Source organism: Sphingomonas sp. GW821-FHT10F09 (genome assembly GCF_058809195.1).
In genome coordinates this window covers 1,652,585-1,668,969 of the sequence record NZ_JBXASI010000001.1, presented here as the reverse complement: position 1 = coordinate 1,668,969, position 16,385 = coordinate 1,652,585, and the positions used below count along the sequence as shown (strand labels likewise).

Sequence of the window (16,385 nt, the reverse complement as noted above, 5' to 3'; positions counted from 1 at the left end):
AACAGGAGAGAGGATGTCCCGTTTGTCGTGGCTCGCGCTTGCCGCAGCCCCCGTCGCACTGCTCGCCGTGCCCGCTATGGCAAAGGTCATCGGCCAGAACACCCCCGCGCAATCGCTGACCGCCGATCGCATCGCGGCGCTGCCGAAGCCGCAGCAGGCAGCATGGGCGGACTATCTGCGCCGTTCGCAACGGCAGCGCGCCGCCGATCGCGCCAGTCTCGCTGCCGAACTGAAGCCCGGCGAGACGGCGCCGCCGCCGCCGAAGGCGGTGGGTGGCGGGCAGTATAACATGCCGCTCGATCGCGATGCGGCATGGTATGCGAGCGCAGCCGCACGCAGCGTCGCCGACACGATCGTCAGCTTCCAGACCCCGGCGGGCGGCTGGAGCAAGAACCAGAACCGCGCCGGACCGCCGCGCCTGCCCGGTCAGCGCTACGCCAACGATGCCGAGACGATGGACCCGGACCGGTCGAACTTCGACGCGCCGGAGGATCGCTACTGGACCTTCGTCGGCACGCTCGACAATGACGCGACCTGGATGGAGATGCGCTTCCTCGCCAAGGTGGCGGCGACGCTGCCCGGCCGCGACGGCGACCGCTATCGCGCCAGCTTCGTAAAGGGCGTCCGCTATCTGCTCGCCGCGCAATATCCCAACGGCGGCTGGCCGCAGATCTGGCCGCTGGAGGGCGGGTTCCACGACGGGATTACGTTCAACGACAATGCGATGGCGGAGGCGGCGATGCTGTTGCAGGCGGTCGCCACCGAAGCGCTCTACCGTTTCGTTCCCGCCGACCTGCGTTCGCGGTCCGCCGCGGCGGTGAAGCGCGGCGTCGATCTGATCCTGCGCGCGCAGGTGCGGGTGGACGGCCGCCTCGCCGGCTGGCCGCAGCAGGTCGATCCGCTGACGCTGGCGCCGATCTCGGCACGCAATTACGAACCGCGCTCGATCGCCAGCGGCGAGACGACCGACGTGCTGATGTTCCTGATGCAGCAACCCGCCCCCAGCCCCGCGATCAAGGCGGCGGTGACCGGCGGCATCGCCTGGCTGAAGGCCTGCGCGGTCTACGATCATGCTTGGGAACGGGTCGGCGAAGAGGGCCGCAAATTCTTCCCCCGCCAGGGTGGCGGTGCCTTGTGGTCGCGCAATTACGACATCGCGACGCAGCGCCCGATCTTCGGCGACAAGGACAAATCGATCCACGACGACGTCAACTTCATCTCCGTCGGGCGCCGCAACGGCTATAATTGGTGGGTGACCGTTCCCCAGCGGGCGATCGCGGCTTATGGTCCCTGGGCAAGCAGGAACGGCGTGGCAGGTTGAGCCGCGTGGTGGGGGGATGTGAGCGGACGATGAAGATCACCAAGGCCGCGTCCCTCGCCGACGATCTGGTCCGCCAGTTCGAGGCGGAAATCCTGTCCGGCGCGCTCAATCCGGGCGAGCGCTTTCCGACCGAGATGACGATCACCGCCGAATTCGGCGTCAGCCGTACCGTCGTGCGCGAGGCGTTCGCGCGGCTGGCGGCGCGCGGCCTGCTCGAATCGCGGCGCGGATCGGGCGCCTATGTCGCGGAGGGCGCCCGCTATCAGGCTTTTCAGGTGACGGCGAACGAGCTGCGCGAGATCGACGACGTCCTCCGCCTGCTCGAAATGCGCACGGGGTTCGAGGCAGAAATGGCCTCGATCGCCGCACAGCGCCGGACGCAGGACGATCTCGACGCGATGCTCGACTGTATGGAGCAGATGGCGCGCAGCACTGACACCGAAGCCTCGGTCGCGGCCGACACCGCCTTTCACGCCGCGATCGCGCGGGCGACGCGCAATCCCTATTTCCTGCGCTTCACCGACTTCCTCGGCATCCGGCTGGTGCCGTCGCGTCGCCTGTATCTGCGCACCGACAGCCCGCGCTCGCACGCGGCCTACGCGAAGACGATCAACAAGGATCACAAGGCGATCTACGACGCCATCGCCGCGCAGAGCCCGGCGAAGGCGAGCCAGGCGGCGCGTCGCCATATGGAAAAGAGCTTCGAACGCTACAGCGCGATCGCGCGCGTCGTCGGCGAATGACGGCGGGGGCGGTCAGGCGTCCGCGTCGCGCTGGCGACGCAACGCCTCGAGCAGCAGGCTGAAGGCGGGGGAGGGCTGCCGGCGGCTAGGGTAGTAGATGTAATGGCCGTCGAAGGGTTCGCACCAGTCGTCCAGCACCCGGACGAGCGAACCGTCGGCGATGCGCGGCGCGACGTGATCCTCCAGCATGAACGCGATGCCGCGGCCGGCGACCGCCGCCTCGACCGCGAGATCGACGTCGTTGAGCACCAGCTGCCCCTCCACCTTCACCTTCAGTTCGCGGCCATGGTTCTCGAATTCCCAGACATACAGGCTACCGGCGGTGTGGAAGCGCAGGTTGATGCAGACGTGATGCGCAAGATCGCCGGGGGTGAGCGGCACGCCGTGCTGCGCGAGATAGTCGGGCGATGCCGCGGCCGCCATGCGCAGCTTCGGCCCGATCCGGACCGCGATCATGTCCTTCTCCAGCCGTTCCCCCAGCCTGACGCCTGCGTCGAACCGTTCCGCGACGATATCGGTCAGCCCGGCATCGATGCTCAATTCGACCTCGATGTCGGGATTCTCGGCGGTCAGCCGCGCGATCACCGGCCACAGGATCGTATAGGCGGCATGTTTCGACGTAGTGATGCGGATCGTGCCGGCGGGCCGCTCGCGCAATTCGGTGAGCGAGGCGAGCTTGTTCTCGATCTCGTCGAACGCCGGCCGCAGCGTCTCGATCAGCCGTTCGCCGGCGACCGTCGGCGCGACGCTGCGCGTGGTGCGGGTCAGCAGTCGCAGTCCCAGCCGTGCCTCGAGCCGACGCATCGCATGGCTGAGCGCGGATTGCGACACGTCGAGCCGGCGCGCGGCGCGGGTGAAGCTGCGCTCCTCGGCGACGGCGAGGAACATGGTGAGGCTGCCCAGATCCTCACGTCGCATCGTCCGGCTTTCCGATCGGTTTCATGACGACCGGTCATAGGCCCAAGTGAAGTGGCGTGTCTAATCGATAGCCGGAGACGTCGCTATACAAAGGGCGACACAGCGGACGTCGCCGCCGCAACGATCGGAGAACAGCCATGCAGACACGCGACCTCGGCAAGAGCGGCCTGACCGTATCGGCGATCGGCCTCGGCTGTATGGGGCTGAGCTATGGCTATGGGCCGGCGACCGACCGCGGCGAGGCGATCGGCCTGCTCCGCGCCGCGCACGATCGTGGCGTGACGTTCTTCGATACCGCCGAGGCATATGGCCCGGGCCTCAACGAGGAGGTAATCGGCGAGGCGCTGGCACCCGTGCGCGACGCCGTCGTCATCGCGACCAAGTTCGGCTTCGCCAATGGCGTGCCGGCCGACGGCCTCGACAGCCGGCCGGAGCGGATACGCGCGGTCGCCGACGCCGCGCTGACGCGGCTGCGGACCGATCGCATCGACCTGTTCTATCAACATCGCGTCGATCCGGACGTGCCGATCGAGGAGGTCGCGGGCACCGTCAGGGACCTGATTCAGGCGGGCAAGGTGCAGCATTTCGGCCTGTCCGAGGCGGGGGCGGAGACGATCCGTCGCGCGCATGCCGTCCAGCCCGTGGCGGCGTTGCAAAGCGAATATTCGATGTGGTGGCGCGAGCCCGAGCAGGACATCTTTCCGGTGCTGGAAGACCTCGGCATCGGCTTCGTCCCCTTCGCCCCGCTCGGCCGGGGGTTCCTGACCGGCAAGATGGATGCGACCACGACGTTCGGCGCATCGGATTTCCGCAGCACCGGTCCCCGCTTCGCGCCGGAGGCGTTGCAGGCGAACCAGGCGCTGGTCGACCTCGTCACCGCGATCGCGGCGGACAAGCGCGCGACCCCGGCGCAGGTCGCGCTCGCCTGGCTGCTGGCGCAGCGGCCCTGGATCGTGCCGATCCCCGGCATGACCAAATTGCACCGGCTGGAGGAGAATCTGAGTGCCGCCGACGTGGTGCTGACACCCGGGGATCTCGACCGGATCGCACAGGCGCTGGCGGGCATCACCATCCATGGCGAACGCTACGCCGCTTCGAACCAGCGCTTCGTCAACCGCTAGGGCCAATCGCCATTCAGCCCTGACGCCCTGCAAACGGCGGTTTCGCACGCTTCCGGTGCTCACCTACCGAAAGCACGCTGCGCTCCGGGTCACGCGAAACCACCGTGTTCGCCACGTCATCTTCTGAATGTCGATCGGCCCTGGGCAGGGCGGGGCAGGTCGCGCATCGCCGTTCGCGGCGTGCCGGTCGTCGCATGGCGGTTGACGCGGGGGCGCAGAACGCGAAGGCGTGCGCGACCCCGTGCTGGCATGCCATCGGCCGTGCCACCACCAACGAAGTAGCTCATCCCCTTGCGGCTTTCCCTGCCATTCGGCCTCGCGTCCCAGGACATGGCCATCGACCTCGGCACCGTGAACACGCTGGTGTTCGTCGCGGGCCGGGGCATCGTCCTCAACGAACCCTCCGTCGTCGCGATCGAGACGCGCGACGGCATTCCCAAGGTGCTGGCGGTCGGCGCCGATGCCAAGCTGATGATGGGCAAGACGCCGGAGCATGTCGAAACCATCCGGCCGCTGCGCGACGGGGTGATCGCCGACATCGACGTCGCCGAGCAGATGATCAAGCATTTCATCACCAAGGTGCATGGCGGCCCGGGCAAGTTCCAGCGCCGGCCCAAGATGGTGATCTGCGTGCCGGCCGGATCGACGCAGGTCGAACGCCGCGCGATCCGGCAGGCGGCGATGAACGCCGGCGCGTCGCAGGTGCTGCTGATCGAGGAATCGCTGGCCGCGGCGATCGGGGCGGGGCTGCCGATCACCGCGCCGACCGGCTTCATGGTGGTCGACATCGGCGGCGGCACGACCGAGGTCGCGGTGCTGTCGCTCGGCGGGCTCGCCTACAGCAATTCGGTGCGCGTCGGCGGCGACAAGCTGGACGAGGCGATCGCCTCGCACATTCGCCGCAAACACAATCTGATGATCGGCGAGGCGACCGCGGAGCGGATCAAGCACGAGATCGGCATGGCCTGCCGTCCAGCCGAGGGCGAGGACCGTGAATTACGCGTGCGCGGTCGCGATCTGGTCGACGGCATTCCCAAGGAGCTGAGCATCGGTCAGGCGGAGGTCGCGGACGCGATGGCCGATCTGGTCGCGCAGATCGTCGAGGTGGTGATGAAGACGCTCGAACAGATCGCGCCCGAACTCGCCGCCGACATCGTCGAACAGGGCATCGTGATGACCGGCGGCGGCGCGCTGCTGCAACGGATCGACGACGTGCTGAGCCGCGCGACGGGGCTACCGGTGATCGTCGCCGAGGCACCGCTGATGTGCGTCGCGCTCGGCGCCGGGCGGGCATTGGAGGAGCCAGGGTTCAGCGGCGTGCTGAGCGCCAACTGAGCGATGCGCCTAGCCGGAACAGGCTGCCGCGACGTGGCGGGCGGTCTGGTCGATCGTGATCGCCATCGGCCCCTTCGGCGTCTGCCCCGCCATCTTCAGCCGCCCGGTGAAGCCGGCGGCATCGTAGCTGCCGGACCGGACGATCTGCAGCGGCGGCCCCTTCTTCTGCGGACAGGAGAGCGTCTGGCTGTAGCGGCCGCCGGCGACCTGCACGCTCTCCACGCGGCATTTCGCCTTCGGATCGGGCGCGAGCAACGCCGCGACGCCGGCTTGTGCGGCGGCGGGCGACAGGCATTTGCGCTCCGTCTTCGAACGGCCCTTCATCATCCGCAGCACGAATCCCGGCGCGCCGGGGATAACCAGGTCGACCGCCTTCGACACGACGTCCCAGCGCCCTGCCGGGATCGCCTGTGGCGCGACGTCGGCGGCGAGGAGATTGGCGGGGACGAGGACGAACAGGGGGATCAGCCAGCGCATGACCGCGACCGTGCCGCGCGATCACGTCGGGAACAAGGCAGCATCGTTCAGCTACTGGTCGCGTTCGTTCAGTCGCCGGTTATCTGCACGCTGTAGAATGCCGGCGTGGGGTGGCGTTATTTCATCAGGCTTGGGGCCATGCTGGCGCTCGTCGGAAGTGGTCCGGCAGGCGCGCAAACGGCCGTGCCGATCCTGTTGCAGACGCCGGAGCAGGCGCTGGCGCAGGATGCCGACGCGATCGCCGGCACGATCGGCGCGTCCGGCGACGAGGCGTTGCGGCAGTTGCGCCTCCAGCAGGCGAGCGTCGCCGCGACCGACGCGATCGGCACGCGCTTCGCGTCGCGGCTGGCCGGCATCGCGATCCGGCATAGCCCCTCCTTCGGGATCGACGTGCTGCTCACCGGCGCGGTGCCACAGCCTGACGAGACGCTCGATCTGGCCGGGGAGGCGGTGACCGTCCGGTTCGTCACCGGCGCGACCGCGACGCACACCGAACTGGTGCAGGCGATCACCGCCTATAAGGCCACGATCCGCGCCAGCCTGCTCGGGGCGCCCGGCATGGGGATCGACCCGCGCACCGGCGAACTGGTCGTCATCGTCTCGCCGCGCGACATCGCGCGCGAGGGAGAGGCGCTGTTGCGCGACCGGCTGGCGGCGCTGACGCGGGTGCCGGTGCGGCTGCGCGTCGTCGACCAGCCGACGCTCGACATGGGCGGCATCGTCGGCGGCGCGCGGGTGATCGGCACGGTGCCGGGGGATCCGCGCCATTATTTGTGCACCAGCGGCTTCGTCGTCACCGACGGCGTCCGGTCGGGGCTGGCGACCGCCGCGCATTGCCCCGACGCGCTGAGCATCCGGGATGCCGACGGAAGAGAACTGGCACTGCCGTTCGTCGGCCAATGGGGCTGGGGGCATCAGGACGTGCAGATCAATGCCAGCCCCGAACCGCTCTTGCCCCTATTTTTCGCCGATACCGCCAAGACGCTCAATCGCCCCGTGACGGGCGCGCGCAGCCGGTCGGGGATGCGCGCGGGCGACGTCGTGTGCCACCGTGGCGAGCGCACCGGCTACAGCTGTTCGCAGGTCGAACTGACCGACTTCGCACCGGCGGGCGACCTGTGCGGCGGCGCCTGCCTGCCGACGTGGACGACGGTGTCCGGGCCGGTGTGCAAGAGCGGCGACAGCGGCAGCCCGGTCTTCCTCGGCACGACCGCCTATGGCATCCTGAAAGGCGGCAGCTATCGTGCCGACGGCAGCTGCGCGTTCTACTTTTACATGTCGACCGACTATCTGCCGGCGGGGTGGCGATTGCTGACCGCGGAGCCGGAATCGGGCGGGCCGGTGCCGCCGGCGGTCGTCAACGCGGCTCCGGGGCGCTAAGGTCGCGGCCTTACGTCAGGTCTGCGGAGTTACGCGTTGGAAGTCATCTCGATCGTCCTGTTCCTGTTGGTGGCCGTGGTGGTCAGCGGCGCGGCGTCGCGCATGCTGCCTCTGCCGATCCCGACGCCGCTGGTGCAGATATTGCTCGGTGGCCTGATCGGGCTGTCCACCTCCTATCGCGTCGAACTCGATCCCGAACTGTTCCTGCTGCTGTTCCTGCCGCCGCTGCTGTTCCTCGACGGCTGGCGCATCCCCAAGGATGAATTGCTCAAGGATCTGCCGGTCGTCCTCGAACTGGCGCTGGGGCTGGTGCTGCTGACCGTGCTCGGCATGGGCTTCGTGATCCACTGGATGATCCCGGCGATGCCGCTTGCCGTCGCCTTCGCGCTGGCGGCGGTGGTGTCGCCGACCGATCCGATCGCGGTGTCGGCAATCGCCGCGCGCGTGCCGATACCGCGACGGATGATGCATATCCTCGAGGGCGAGTCGCTGCTCAACGACGCATCGGGCCTCGTCTGCCTGCGCTTCGCGGTCGCGGCGGCGCTGACCGGCAGCTTCTCGCCCGCCGCGGCCGCAGCCAATTTCCTGTGGGTCGCCGGGGCGGGTATCCTCACCGGCATCGTCGTGACCGGCGCCGTCACCCGCGCCAAGGCGTGGGTGTCGCGCCTTTATGGCGAGGAGACCGCCTCCCAGATCCTCGTCAGCCTGCTGATCCCGTTCGGGTCGTACCTGCTCGCCGAACATATCCACGCCTCCGGCATCCTTGCCGCGGTGGCGGCGGGGGTGACGATGACCTTCGCGGAAATCTCGCGCCAGGCGATGGCCGCGACGCGGATGCGGCGCAATTCGGTCTGGGATACCGTGCAGTTCGCCCTGAACGGCATCATCTTCGTGCTGCTCGGCGAACAGCTGCCGGGAGTGCTCGCGGGGGCGGCGCAGACGGTGCGGATCACCGGTCACGGCAATCCGCTGTGGCTGGGCATCTATGTCGTTGCGATCGTCGCCGGGCTGGCGGCGCTGCGCTTCGCCTGGGTGTGGGTGTCGCTGCGGCTCACGCTGCTACGCCAGCGCAAGGGCGCGGACGGGGTCAGCCCCGACTGGCGGCTGATCGCGGCGATGTCGCTCGCCGGCGTGCGCGGCGCGATCACGCTGGCCGGCGTGCTGACGCTGCCGCTGGTGCTCGACGACGGGTCGCCGTTTCCCGCGCGCGATCTCGCGATCTTCCTCGCTGCGGGCGTCATCATCGTCTCGCTCATCATCGCCAGCCTGTTGCTGCCGGTGCTGCTCAACGGCCTGACGCTGCCGCCCGAACCGTCGATGCAGGCGGAAGAGGACAAGGCGCGGGTGATCGCCTACGAAGCCGCGATCCGCGAGATCGAGCATGCACAGCACGAACTGGCCGAGGCGCACGGCAACGCCGATTTCTACTCGGCGGCGGGCAGCCGGATCATGGACCTGTACCGCGACCGGATCGAGAGCCGCAGCCAGGGCGCGCGGGTGGCGGCGGAGGCGCGGTTGCAGGACCGGCTGGAACGCGACCTCAGGCTGCGCGGCCTGAAGGCCGAACGCCGCGCCATCGTCGACAGCGCGCGCGACCGGCGCATCGGCAGCGCCACCGCGCAGAAGCTGATCCGCGAGCTCGACCTGCAGGAGGTGCGGACCCGCGGCTGACCGGTCAGGACGCGATGCGCAGCGACAGCCGCAGCGTGCGCGGCTGGCCCGGATAGATCCACACCGGACTGTACGAGCTGAGCGCGTAGCGGGCGTCGAAGAGATTGTCGGCCTCCGCCCGCACCGTCAGGCGCCGGGAAAAGGCATATTCCACCGCCGCCTTCGCCTTTACATAGGCCGGCAGCACCAATCTGCTGGCGTCGACCGCGCCCGCGCGGTCGCCGACATAGGCCGCGCCGCCGCTGACCGACACGCCGCGTCCCGCCGGATCGAGAAAGCGGCCGAGCACGAACAGCGTGCCGCTGTGCGCCGGAACGTTGAGCACGCGATCCGTCGCGAAGGCGGCATCGTCGGTACGGGCGTGCGTCCAGGCGTAATTGGCGATGACCTGCCAGTGCGGCGCGATGCGGATCGCCGCATCGCCCTCGATCCCGCGGCTCGACAGGCTGCCGACCGGCGCGAGGAAATTGGGGTCGGTCGGATCGTTGGTCAGGATGCCGCGCTTGCGGATGTCGAACCAGGTCAGCGCGATGTCCACGCCCGGCCAGCGACCGGCGATGCCCAGCTCATAACCCTTGCCGGTCTCCGGTGCGAAGCCCTGCCCGGTGCGATCGGTGCCGGAGTTGAGCACGAAATTCTCGCCCCAATTGGCGTGCACCGCGACGGCATCGGTCAGCCGGTAGCGGCCGCCGACGCGGAAGGTCACCGGCTGGTCGATCGTCCGCCCGGTCAGGCCGGTACGATTGTTGCGGATGCGCTGGCGATAGGCGTCGAGGCGCGCGCCGCCCGACAGCGTCAGCCGGTCACCGACGTCCCACATATCCTGCACGTAGAGCGTGCCGGACCAGCGCGCCTCGTCATTGTTGGTGAACGGCAGCAGGACCGGCAGCGCCTGGCCATAGACCGGCTGGAGCACGTCGATCGCATAAGGGGCGGCGGCGCTCGGATTGCGCCGCATCCAGCGCTCGCCATATTCGAGGCGATAGCCCTTGATACCGATGCTCGGCCGGTGCGCGCCGAGGCGCCCGGACAGTTCGAGGCGCGCGGACAGGTCGTCGACCGCGAAGTCGCGCGAGCGGCGCTGTCGCCACAGCGTCCGCCCGTCGACCAGCCGCGACTGGTCCGACGAGAATCCCTTCAGCGTTCCCGTGCGCCATGCGATGCCGCCGTTCACCGTCCAGTCGCCGAACGTACCGATGCCGGTCAGCTGGTGGCGTTCGTTGCGGAAGCGGGTGACGCCGTCGCCGGGCTCGCCATAGAAGGCGCGGCGCGGCGCGGCATTGGCGTCGTTGCGCAAGGCCGGGATGCCGCGATCGAACGGCGTGTCGAAATGGTTGATCTCCGCCAGATAGGTCAGGCGGACGGCGTCGACCGGCTGCCAGGTGAGCGACGGGGAGACGACCCGCCGTTTGACGCCGACAAAATTGCGCCATCCGTCCGAATCCTCCGCGGCGACGACGATCCGCGCGGCCAGCGTCGCCGACAGCGGGCCGGTCGCATCCAGTTCGACGCGGCGCGTGTCGAACGACCCATAGGTCAGCGCTGCGCTGGCGGCGGGGGCGAAGTCCGGCGTCTTGCTGACGATGTTGACCCGTCCGGCGGGATCGATGTCGCCGAACAGCGCGCCCGCCGGCCCCTTCAACAGCTCGACCCGTTCCGCCGTCGCGGGATCGCGGGGCGGGCCCATGCCGCGGTTCGCGAGGAAGCCGTCGACATAATATTCCGCGCCGCCATCGGGCGTGCCGAGGAAGCCGCGGATCGCGAAGTTGTCGATCACGCCGCCGCGATTGTTCTGGTTGCTGACGTTGCTGACCAGTTCGAGCGCGTCGGACAGGCGGTAGGCGCCTGCCGCGACCAGCAGGTCGCGCTCGACCGACCGGCTCGACTGCGACATCCGTTCGGTGACGACGTCGGACGAGATCGTCGGATCGGCCCGCGACCGCCGGGTGCCGAGCACGACGATATCGCCCGCCGCCTCGTCCTTTTCCGCGGTGTCCGGGCCTGCGGTGTCGGGTTCGGCGACGGCGGGTGTGGCGCATAGCAACAGGGACGGCAGCATGGCGGCCGTGGAAGAGCGGAGGAGCAAGGGGCAGCTTTCGGAGAGATGATGTATCATTTCAGGTGGCGGATGCGGCGCGGGTCTGTCAACCGTGTAATTCCCCCCTCCCGCCTGCCGATGACGCGGGGGAGGCAACGAAGCGTGTGGCATCGGCGTATATACCCGCAGGGAGCACCCGCTCCGCACCGATAAAGGGAGACGATGATGGCGAAGACTGCTGAAAAGCGCGGCAAGGACGAGACCGCAGCGACCGAAAAGAAGGTCAAGGCGACCGGCAAGCCCGCCGGTGGCGCGCGTGGCGGCATCACCGCCCCGGTCACGCCGTCGGCCGATCTCGCCGAGATCGTCGGCGACAAGGACCTGCCGCGCAGCGAGGTGGTGAGCAAGGTCTGGGCTTATATCAAGAAGCACGACCTGCAGGACGCCAAGGACCGCCGCCAGATCAACGGTGACGACAAGCTCGCCAAGATCTTCGGCAAGCCGTCGGTCAGCATGTTCGAGATGAACAAGCATCTGAGCGCGCATCTGACCGCCAAGAAGGCCTGATCCGCCCCGACGAGGGGATCGGCGTGACCGATACCCCCGTCGTGCGTGGTTAGGATATCCTCTACCTTTCCGCGCTACGTCGGCGACCATGTCGTCCCCCCGCCAGGAATCTGCCGAGCCCGATCGGGTCGCCAACGTGCTGGCGAACGCGATCCGCGGCTGTCGCCGGCACCTGCTGTTCGCCGCCCTGTTTTCTGGGCTGGTCAACATTCTGTACCTCGTGCCGTCGATTTTCATGTTGCAGGTCTACGACCGCGTGGTGCCGACCCGCGGCGGCGCGACCCTGCTGTTGCTGACGCTGATCCTCGTCGTATCGCTGATCGTGTTCGCGATCCTCGACATGATGCGGATGCGCTTGCTGCTGCGCGCAAGCCTGCGGCTGGAGCGGCGGGCCGCGCCCGGCATCCTGCTCCGCATCCTCGGTGCCGACGATGCGACCGGCGGGCAGCGCAGTCAGGCGATGCGCGACTTCGACACGATTCGCGGCACGCTGACCGGGCCGACGATCATCGCGCTGTTCGATGCGCCCTGGGCGCCGATCTATATCGGCATCGCCTTCCTGCTCCATCCGTGGATCGGCGTGCTGTCGCTGGTCAGCGCGCTCCTGCTCGGCGGGATCGCGATCGCCAGCGACCGGGTGACCGCGCGTGCCGCACGGGACACGCAGATGCGCGCGACGCTCGCCACGCGCGAACAGGACGTCTCGATCCACGGGTCGGAGGTCGTCCGCGTGATGGGCATGCGCAATGCGGTCATCACCCGGCACCTGCTGGAGCGCGCCGAGCTGGTGCGGCGCCAGTCGGCGCTGGCGGGCACGGCGGGGCAGTTCCTGGCGGTCACCAAATTCCTGCGCCTGCTGCTGCAATCGCTGGCGCTGGCGCTGGGCGCGTGGCTGGCGATCCGGCAGGATATCTCGGGCGGCGCGATCTTCGCCGCGTCGCTGCTGCTGGGGCGTGCCCTGCAGCCGGTCGAGCAGATCCTCGGCGCGATGAAGCCGCTGGCGGCGGCGCGCAACGCGTGGCGCGACCTCGACGCCTTCTGCCGCCGGCCGGGGCCTGCGGCGCATGCCACCGCGCTGCCGGCGCCGGTGGGTCGGATAGACGTGCGCGGCGTCACGGTACTCGCCGACAACAGCGATCGCGCGCTGCTGTCCGACATCGCCTTTTCCGTCGAGCCGGGCCAGATCGTCGCGCTGGTCGGCCCGAGCGGCGCGGGCAAGTCGACGTTGCTGCGGGTGCTCTCCGGCGCCCTCACGCCCGACAAAGGCGAGGTGCGGATCGACGGCGCCAGCCTGAGCGACTGGAACCGCGAACAGCTCGGCAAGCATATCGGCTTCATGCCGCAGACCCCGTCGCTGTTCCCGACGACGGTCCATACCAACATCTCGCGTTTCCAGTCGGTGCTGTCGGGCGAGAGCGAGGCGCTGGATGCCGCGGTCGTGCAGGCGGCGCAGGCGGCGGGCGCGCATGAGGTGATCCTCGGCCTGCCCAAGGGCTATGCGACGATGCTGAGCATGGCGGAGGGATCGGGCCTGTCCGCCGGTCAGAACCAGGCGGTCGCGCTGGCACGCGCCTTGTTCGGGCTGCCGACGATCCTGCTGCTCGACGAACCCAACGCGCATCTCGATAGCGAGGGCGAGGCGCGGCTGGTGTCGACGCTGGAGGCAATGCGCCGCCGCGGCGCGACGATCGTCGTGTCGACGCACCGCACCGGCCTGTTGCAGGTGGCGGACAAGATCATGGTGCTGCGCGGCGGCACTATCCAGCTGTTCGACGAACGCGCCAAGGTGGTGCGGCCGACGAGCCCGACGGCGGTGCCCGCGGCCGCGGCGGGAGGCGCACGATGATCCATGCCGACCTCGCCATGCCCGAACCGGCCGCCGGCCGTCAGAGCATCGCGCAACGCCTGCATCTGGACGATTCGCCACGCCCGGCGATTCTCGGCGGCTCGATCGTCGCGATCCTGTTCTTCGTCGTCGGGCTCGGCTGGGCCGCGTTCGCGCGGCTCGACGCGGCGGCGGCGGGCGAGGGGCAGGTCGTCGTTGCGGGCAATCGCCAGACGGTGCAGCATCGCGAGGGCGGCATCGTCGCCGCGCTGGCGGTGCGCGACGGCGATCATGTCCGGTCCGGCGCCGTCCTGTTCCGTCTGCAGGGTGCGGACGTCGCTGCGAGCGAACGCGCACTTGCCGCCAGCGTCATCGATCTGCAGGCGCAGCGCGCCCGGCTGGAGGCGGACGTCCGCGGCAGCGCGATCGTCTGGCCGGCGGAGTTCGCCGCCGCGACCGGCGACGACCTGCGGCTGGTCGAGCGGGCCAAGGCGTTGCAGGTCGCGCAACGCGCCGCCCGCGCCTCCGCGCTCGCCGCCAACGGCGCGGTGCTCCGCCAGCAGGAGGCGGCGGTCGCGCAACAGGGCAGCGGCTATAGCGCGCAGGCGCAGGCGACCGCTCGGCAGCGCGCCTCGCTGCGCCAGCAGCTGGAGAGCACCCGTGCGCTCGCCGACCAGGGCTATGTGTCGCGCAACACGGTGCGGGCAATCGAACGGTCGATCCAGCAGCTAGACGGCACCGATGCCGATTTCGTCAGCCGCTCCGCCGCGGCACGCGAACAGATCGGACAGACCCGGGCCGAGGTGGTGCAGAACCGCCGCAAATATGTCGAGGACAGCGCCACCCTGCTGCGCGACACGCAGTTCCAGCTCAACGAGATGCTGCCCAAATGGCTGGCGGCGCGCGACCAGCTCGCCCGCACGATCATACGCGCGCCGGTCACCGGGCGGGTCGTCGGCCTGCGCGTCTTTTCGGTCGGCGGCGTGATCCAGCCCGGCCAGCCGATCCTCGATATCGTCCCCGATGCCGCGCCGCTGGTGGTGCGGGCCAATTTCGCACCGGGCGACATCGATGGCGTGTTCGCGGGCCGCGAGGCGGAGGTGAAGTTCCTGTCGCTGCACGAACGCGACCTGCCGATCCTGACCGGCACCGTCCGCAACGTGTCCGCCGACGCGCTGCGCGACGAACAATCGGGCCACAGCTATTTCAGCGCCGAGATCGCGGTGCCGCGCGACCAGATCGCGCAGATCGAGGCGGTGCGCGGCGGCGATACCGGCATCCGCGCCGGCGTGCCGGTCACGGTGCTGGTCAAGCTCCATTCGCGCACCGCGCTCGGCTATCTCCTCGATCCGTTGACCGAGGCCTTTTCACGGTCGCTCCATGAACGGTAAGCTGTGCATCGCCCTGATCGTCGCATTCGGCCTGTCCGCCGCCGCGGGCGCGCAGGAGAGCGACCCGCCGTCGATCTATGTCGAAGCGAAGCTGCCGCCGGAGACGCTGGGGCAGGCGATCGCCGATGCCTATCGCAGCAATCCGGCACTGGAAGGGCAGCGGGCGCAGCTGCGGGCGCTGGACGAGCAGATCGTGCAGGCAAGCTCGCCCTATCGGCTCAACGCGGGCATCAACATGTCGCTGCAATATCGCTCGCAGGAACAGCGCGGGCTGCTCGGCGATTTTGAGACGCTGCGGGCGCGCAACATGGGCGCGACGCTGACCGTATCGCAGATCCTGCTCAACGGCGGCCGCACCGCCGCGCAGGTGTCGGCAGCGGAGGCGACAGTGCTCGCCGGGCGCGAGCGGCTGCGCGAGGTCGAGAATGCGATCCTGTTCGAGGTGGTCGACGCCTATGTCTCGGTGCGCCGCGACCAGGCGCTGGTGGCGATCCAGCAGCGCTCGCTCGAATCCTACGGCCGCCAGCTCAAACAGGCGATCGCGCGCGAACGCGGCGGCGACCTGACCCGCACCGATATCGCGCAGGCACGGGCGCAGCGCGAGATCATCCGGGCGCAGCTGGCGCAGGCGATCGCCAATCTTCAGGCGAGCCGCGGGCGGTTCGCGGCGGTGGTCGGGCGCAATCCCGGGACGCTAATGACGCCGCCGACGCTGCCCGGGCTGCCGGCCTCGCTCGAGAATGCGTTCGCGATCGTCGAACAGGAAAGCCCCAGCCTGTGGCAGGCGATCATGGCGACCAAGGCAGGCGATGCGCGGATCGCGGCGCAGCGGGCCGAGCGGGCGCCGATCGTCGCGCTGACCGGCAGCTACGGCTATACCAGCTCCTATTCCTACCAGTTGCGCGACGCCGGGCCGGCGGCGACCGGCGGCGTCACGCTGACGATGCCGTTGCTGACCGGCGGCGTGATCGGATCGCGGGTGCGCGCCGCCGTCGCCGAACGCCAGCAACTGGGGTTCGAGGTCGAGACGACGCGGCGTTCGGCGCTGGTCACCGCGCAGAATGCCTGGAACCAGGCGGTCGCGGCGGGCGAGCAGATGGATGCCGGCCGGCTGGCGACGGAGGCGGCGCAGGCGGCGCTGACCGGGGTCCAGCGCGGGTTCGCCGAGGGCTTCCGGTCGAATTTCGAGGTGCTCGATTCCGAACAGCGGCTGCTGACCGCGCAGCTGGTCGAAACCAACGCGACCTATGCCGCCTATGCCGCCGAGGCGCGGTTGCTGGCGACATTGGGCCGGCTCCAGGCGGCGGCGATCGACCAGGCGGTGCCGGCCTATGATCCGGCCCGCAACACCCGCGCGGTCCGCCGGCAGAGTTTCGGGCCGTTCGATCCGATCCTCGCGCCGATCGACCGGGCGCAGATGCCGGGCAGCGCGGCCCGGCCGGCGCCGGTGCTGCCGATCGCGACCGACGTTCGCGTCCGGCCGGCAGCGGTCCGGGCGGTCGCGGGACCGACCGGGCGGGCGCTGCCGATCGGGCCGGTGTTGCGCGGGCCGGTGGCGGAGGACCTCAACGATACGGTGGTGACGGGCGGGGCGTAGG

Annotated in this window: 13 protein-coding genes; 10 read left to right on the top strand and 3 right to left on the bottom strand. The window is 69.5% G+C overall.

Features of this window, described 5'->3' with window-relative positions:
- The first annotated feature begins 13 nt into the window (after window positions 1-13).
- Together pelA and AC1RTO_RS07870 are read left to right on the top strand one after the other, a co-directional pair.
- Window positions 14-1,321 (top strand): pectate lyase, encoded by a 1,308-nt coding sequence (gene pelA / locus AC1RTO_RS07875; protein ID WP_493160264.1) that lies wholly within the window; start codon window positions 14-16, stop codon window positions 1,319-1,321.
- Window positions 1,322-1,350: 29 nt separating this feature from the next.
- A complete protein-coding gene (locus tag AC1RTO_RS07870) occupies window positions 1,351-2,064 on the top strand; it encodes a FadR/GntR family transcriptional regulator (RefSeq protein WP_493160263.1) in 714 nt (237 codons plus the stop codon).
- 12 nt (window positions 2,065-2,076) lie between these two features.
- On the opposite strand, the gene AC1RTO_RS07865 is transcribed toward AC1RTO_RS07870, so the two are convergent.
- A complete protein-coding gene (locus AC1RTO_RS07865) occupies window positions 2,077-2,982 on the bottom strand; it encodes a LysR family transcriptional regulator (RefSeq protein WP_493160262.1) in 906 nt (301 codons plus the stop codon).
- Between the two features lie 137 nt (window positions 2,983-3,119).
- Between AC1RTO_RS07865 and AC1RTO_RS07860 the strand changes: the two genes are divergently transcribed.
- Together AC1RTO_RS07860 and AC1RTO_RS07855 are read left to right on the top strand one after the other, a co-directional pair.
- Complete coding sequence (locus AC1RTO_RS07860) at window positions 3,120-4,103, top strand: aldo/keto reductase (RefSeq protein WP_493160261.1); 984 nt, start codon at window positions 3,120-3,122, stop codon at window positions 4,101-4,103.
- A 291-nt stretch (window positions 4,104-4,394) separates the two neighbouring features.
- Window positions 4,395-5,438: a rod shape-determining protein gene (locus AC1RTO_RS07855; RefSeq protein WP_293878417.1), complete on the top strand. Its 1,044-nt coding sequence runs from the start codon at window positions 4,395-4,397 to the stop codon at window positions 5,436-5,438.
- A gap of 9 nt (window positions 5,439-5,447) precedes the next feature.
- Here AC1RTO_RS07855 and AC1RTO_RS07850 read toward each other — a convergent pair whose 3' ends face one another.
- A complete protein-coding gene (locus tag AC1RTO_RS07850; RefSeq protein WP_493160260.1) occupies window positions 5,448-5,915 on the bottom strand; it encodes a DUF3617 domain-containing protein in 468 nt (155 codons plus the stop codon).
- Window positions 5,916-6,053: 138 nt separating this feature from the next.
- Between AC1RTO_RS07850 and AC1RTO_RS07845 the strand changes: the two genes are divergently transcribed.
- Both AC1RTO_RS07845 and AC1RTO_RS07840 read left to right on the top strand, forming a co-directional pair.
- Window positions 6,054-7,295 (top strand): chymotrypsin family serine protease, encoded by a 1,242-nt coding sequence (locus tag AC1RTO_RS07845; RefSeq protein ID WP_493160259.1) that lies wholly within the window; start codon window positions 6,054-6,056, stop codon window positions 7,293-7,295.
- Between the two features lie 36 nt (window positions 7,296-7,331).
- Window positions 7,332-8,966 carry a Na+/H+ antiporter gene (locus AC1RTO_RS07840; protein ID WP_493160258.1) on the top strand — a complete coding sequence of 545 codons (1,635 nt, stop codon included), beginning with the start codon at window positions 7,332-7,334 and terminating at the stop codon, window positions 8,964-8,966.
- 4 nt (window positions 8,967-8,970) lie between these two features.
- Here AC1RTO_RS07840 and AC1RTO_RS07835 read toward each other — a convergent pair whose 3' ends face one another.
- The gene (locus tag AC1RTO_RS07835; protein ID WP_493160257.1) at window positions 8,971-11,025 is read right to left on the bottom strand and encodes a TonB-dependent siderophore receptor; all 2,055 of its coding nucleotides are present in this window, start codon (window positions 11,023-11,025) and stop codon (window positions 8,971-8,973) included.
- Window positions 11,026-11,229: 204 nt separating this feature from the next.
- Between AC1RTO_RS07835 and AC1RTO_RS07830 the strand changes: the two genes are divergently transcribed.
- The 4 genes from AC1RTO_RS07830 to AC1RTO_RS07815 all read left to right on the top strand — a co-directional run bounded on the left by AC1RTO_RS07830 (window position 11,230) and on the right by AC1RTO_RS07815 (window position 16,384).
- A complete protein-coding gene (locus AC1RTO_RS07830) occupies window positions 11,230-11,571 on the top strand; it encodes an SWIB/MDM2 domain-containing protein (protein ID WP_493160256.1) in 342 nt (113 codons plus the stop codon).
- An 88-nt stretch (window positions 11,572-11,659) separates the two neighbouring features.
- The gene (locus AC1RTO_RS07825; RefSeq protein WP_493160255.1) at window positions 11,660-13,417 is read left to right on the top strand and encodes a type I secretion system permease/ATPase; all 1,758 of its coding nucleotides are present in this window, start codon (window positions 11,660-11,662) and stop codon (window positions 13,415-13,417) included.
- Window positions 13,414-14,787, top strand: a complete 1,374-nt coding sequence (locus AC1RTO_RS07820; protein ID WP_493160254.1) for an HlyD family type I secretion periplasmic adaptor subunit — start codon at window positions 13,414-13,416, stop codon at window positions 14,785-14,787. Before AC1RTO_RS07825 ends, AC1RTO_RS07820 begins: the two co-directional genes overlap by 4 nt.
- Window positions 14,777-16,384 (top strand): TolC family outer membrane protein, encoded by a 1,608-nt coding sequence (locus tag AC1RTO_RS07815; protein WP_493160253.1) that lies wholly within the window; start codon window positions 14,777-14,779, stop codon window positions 16,382-16,384. The genes AC1RTO_RS07820 and AC1RTO_RS07815 overlap by 11 nt, the downstream gene beginning before the upstream one ends.
- Window position 16,385 lies beyond the last annotated feature (1 nt).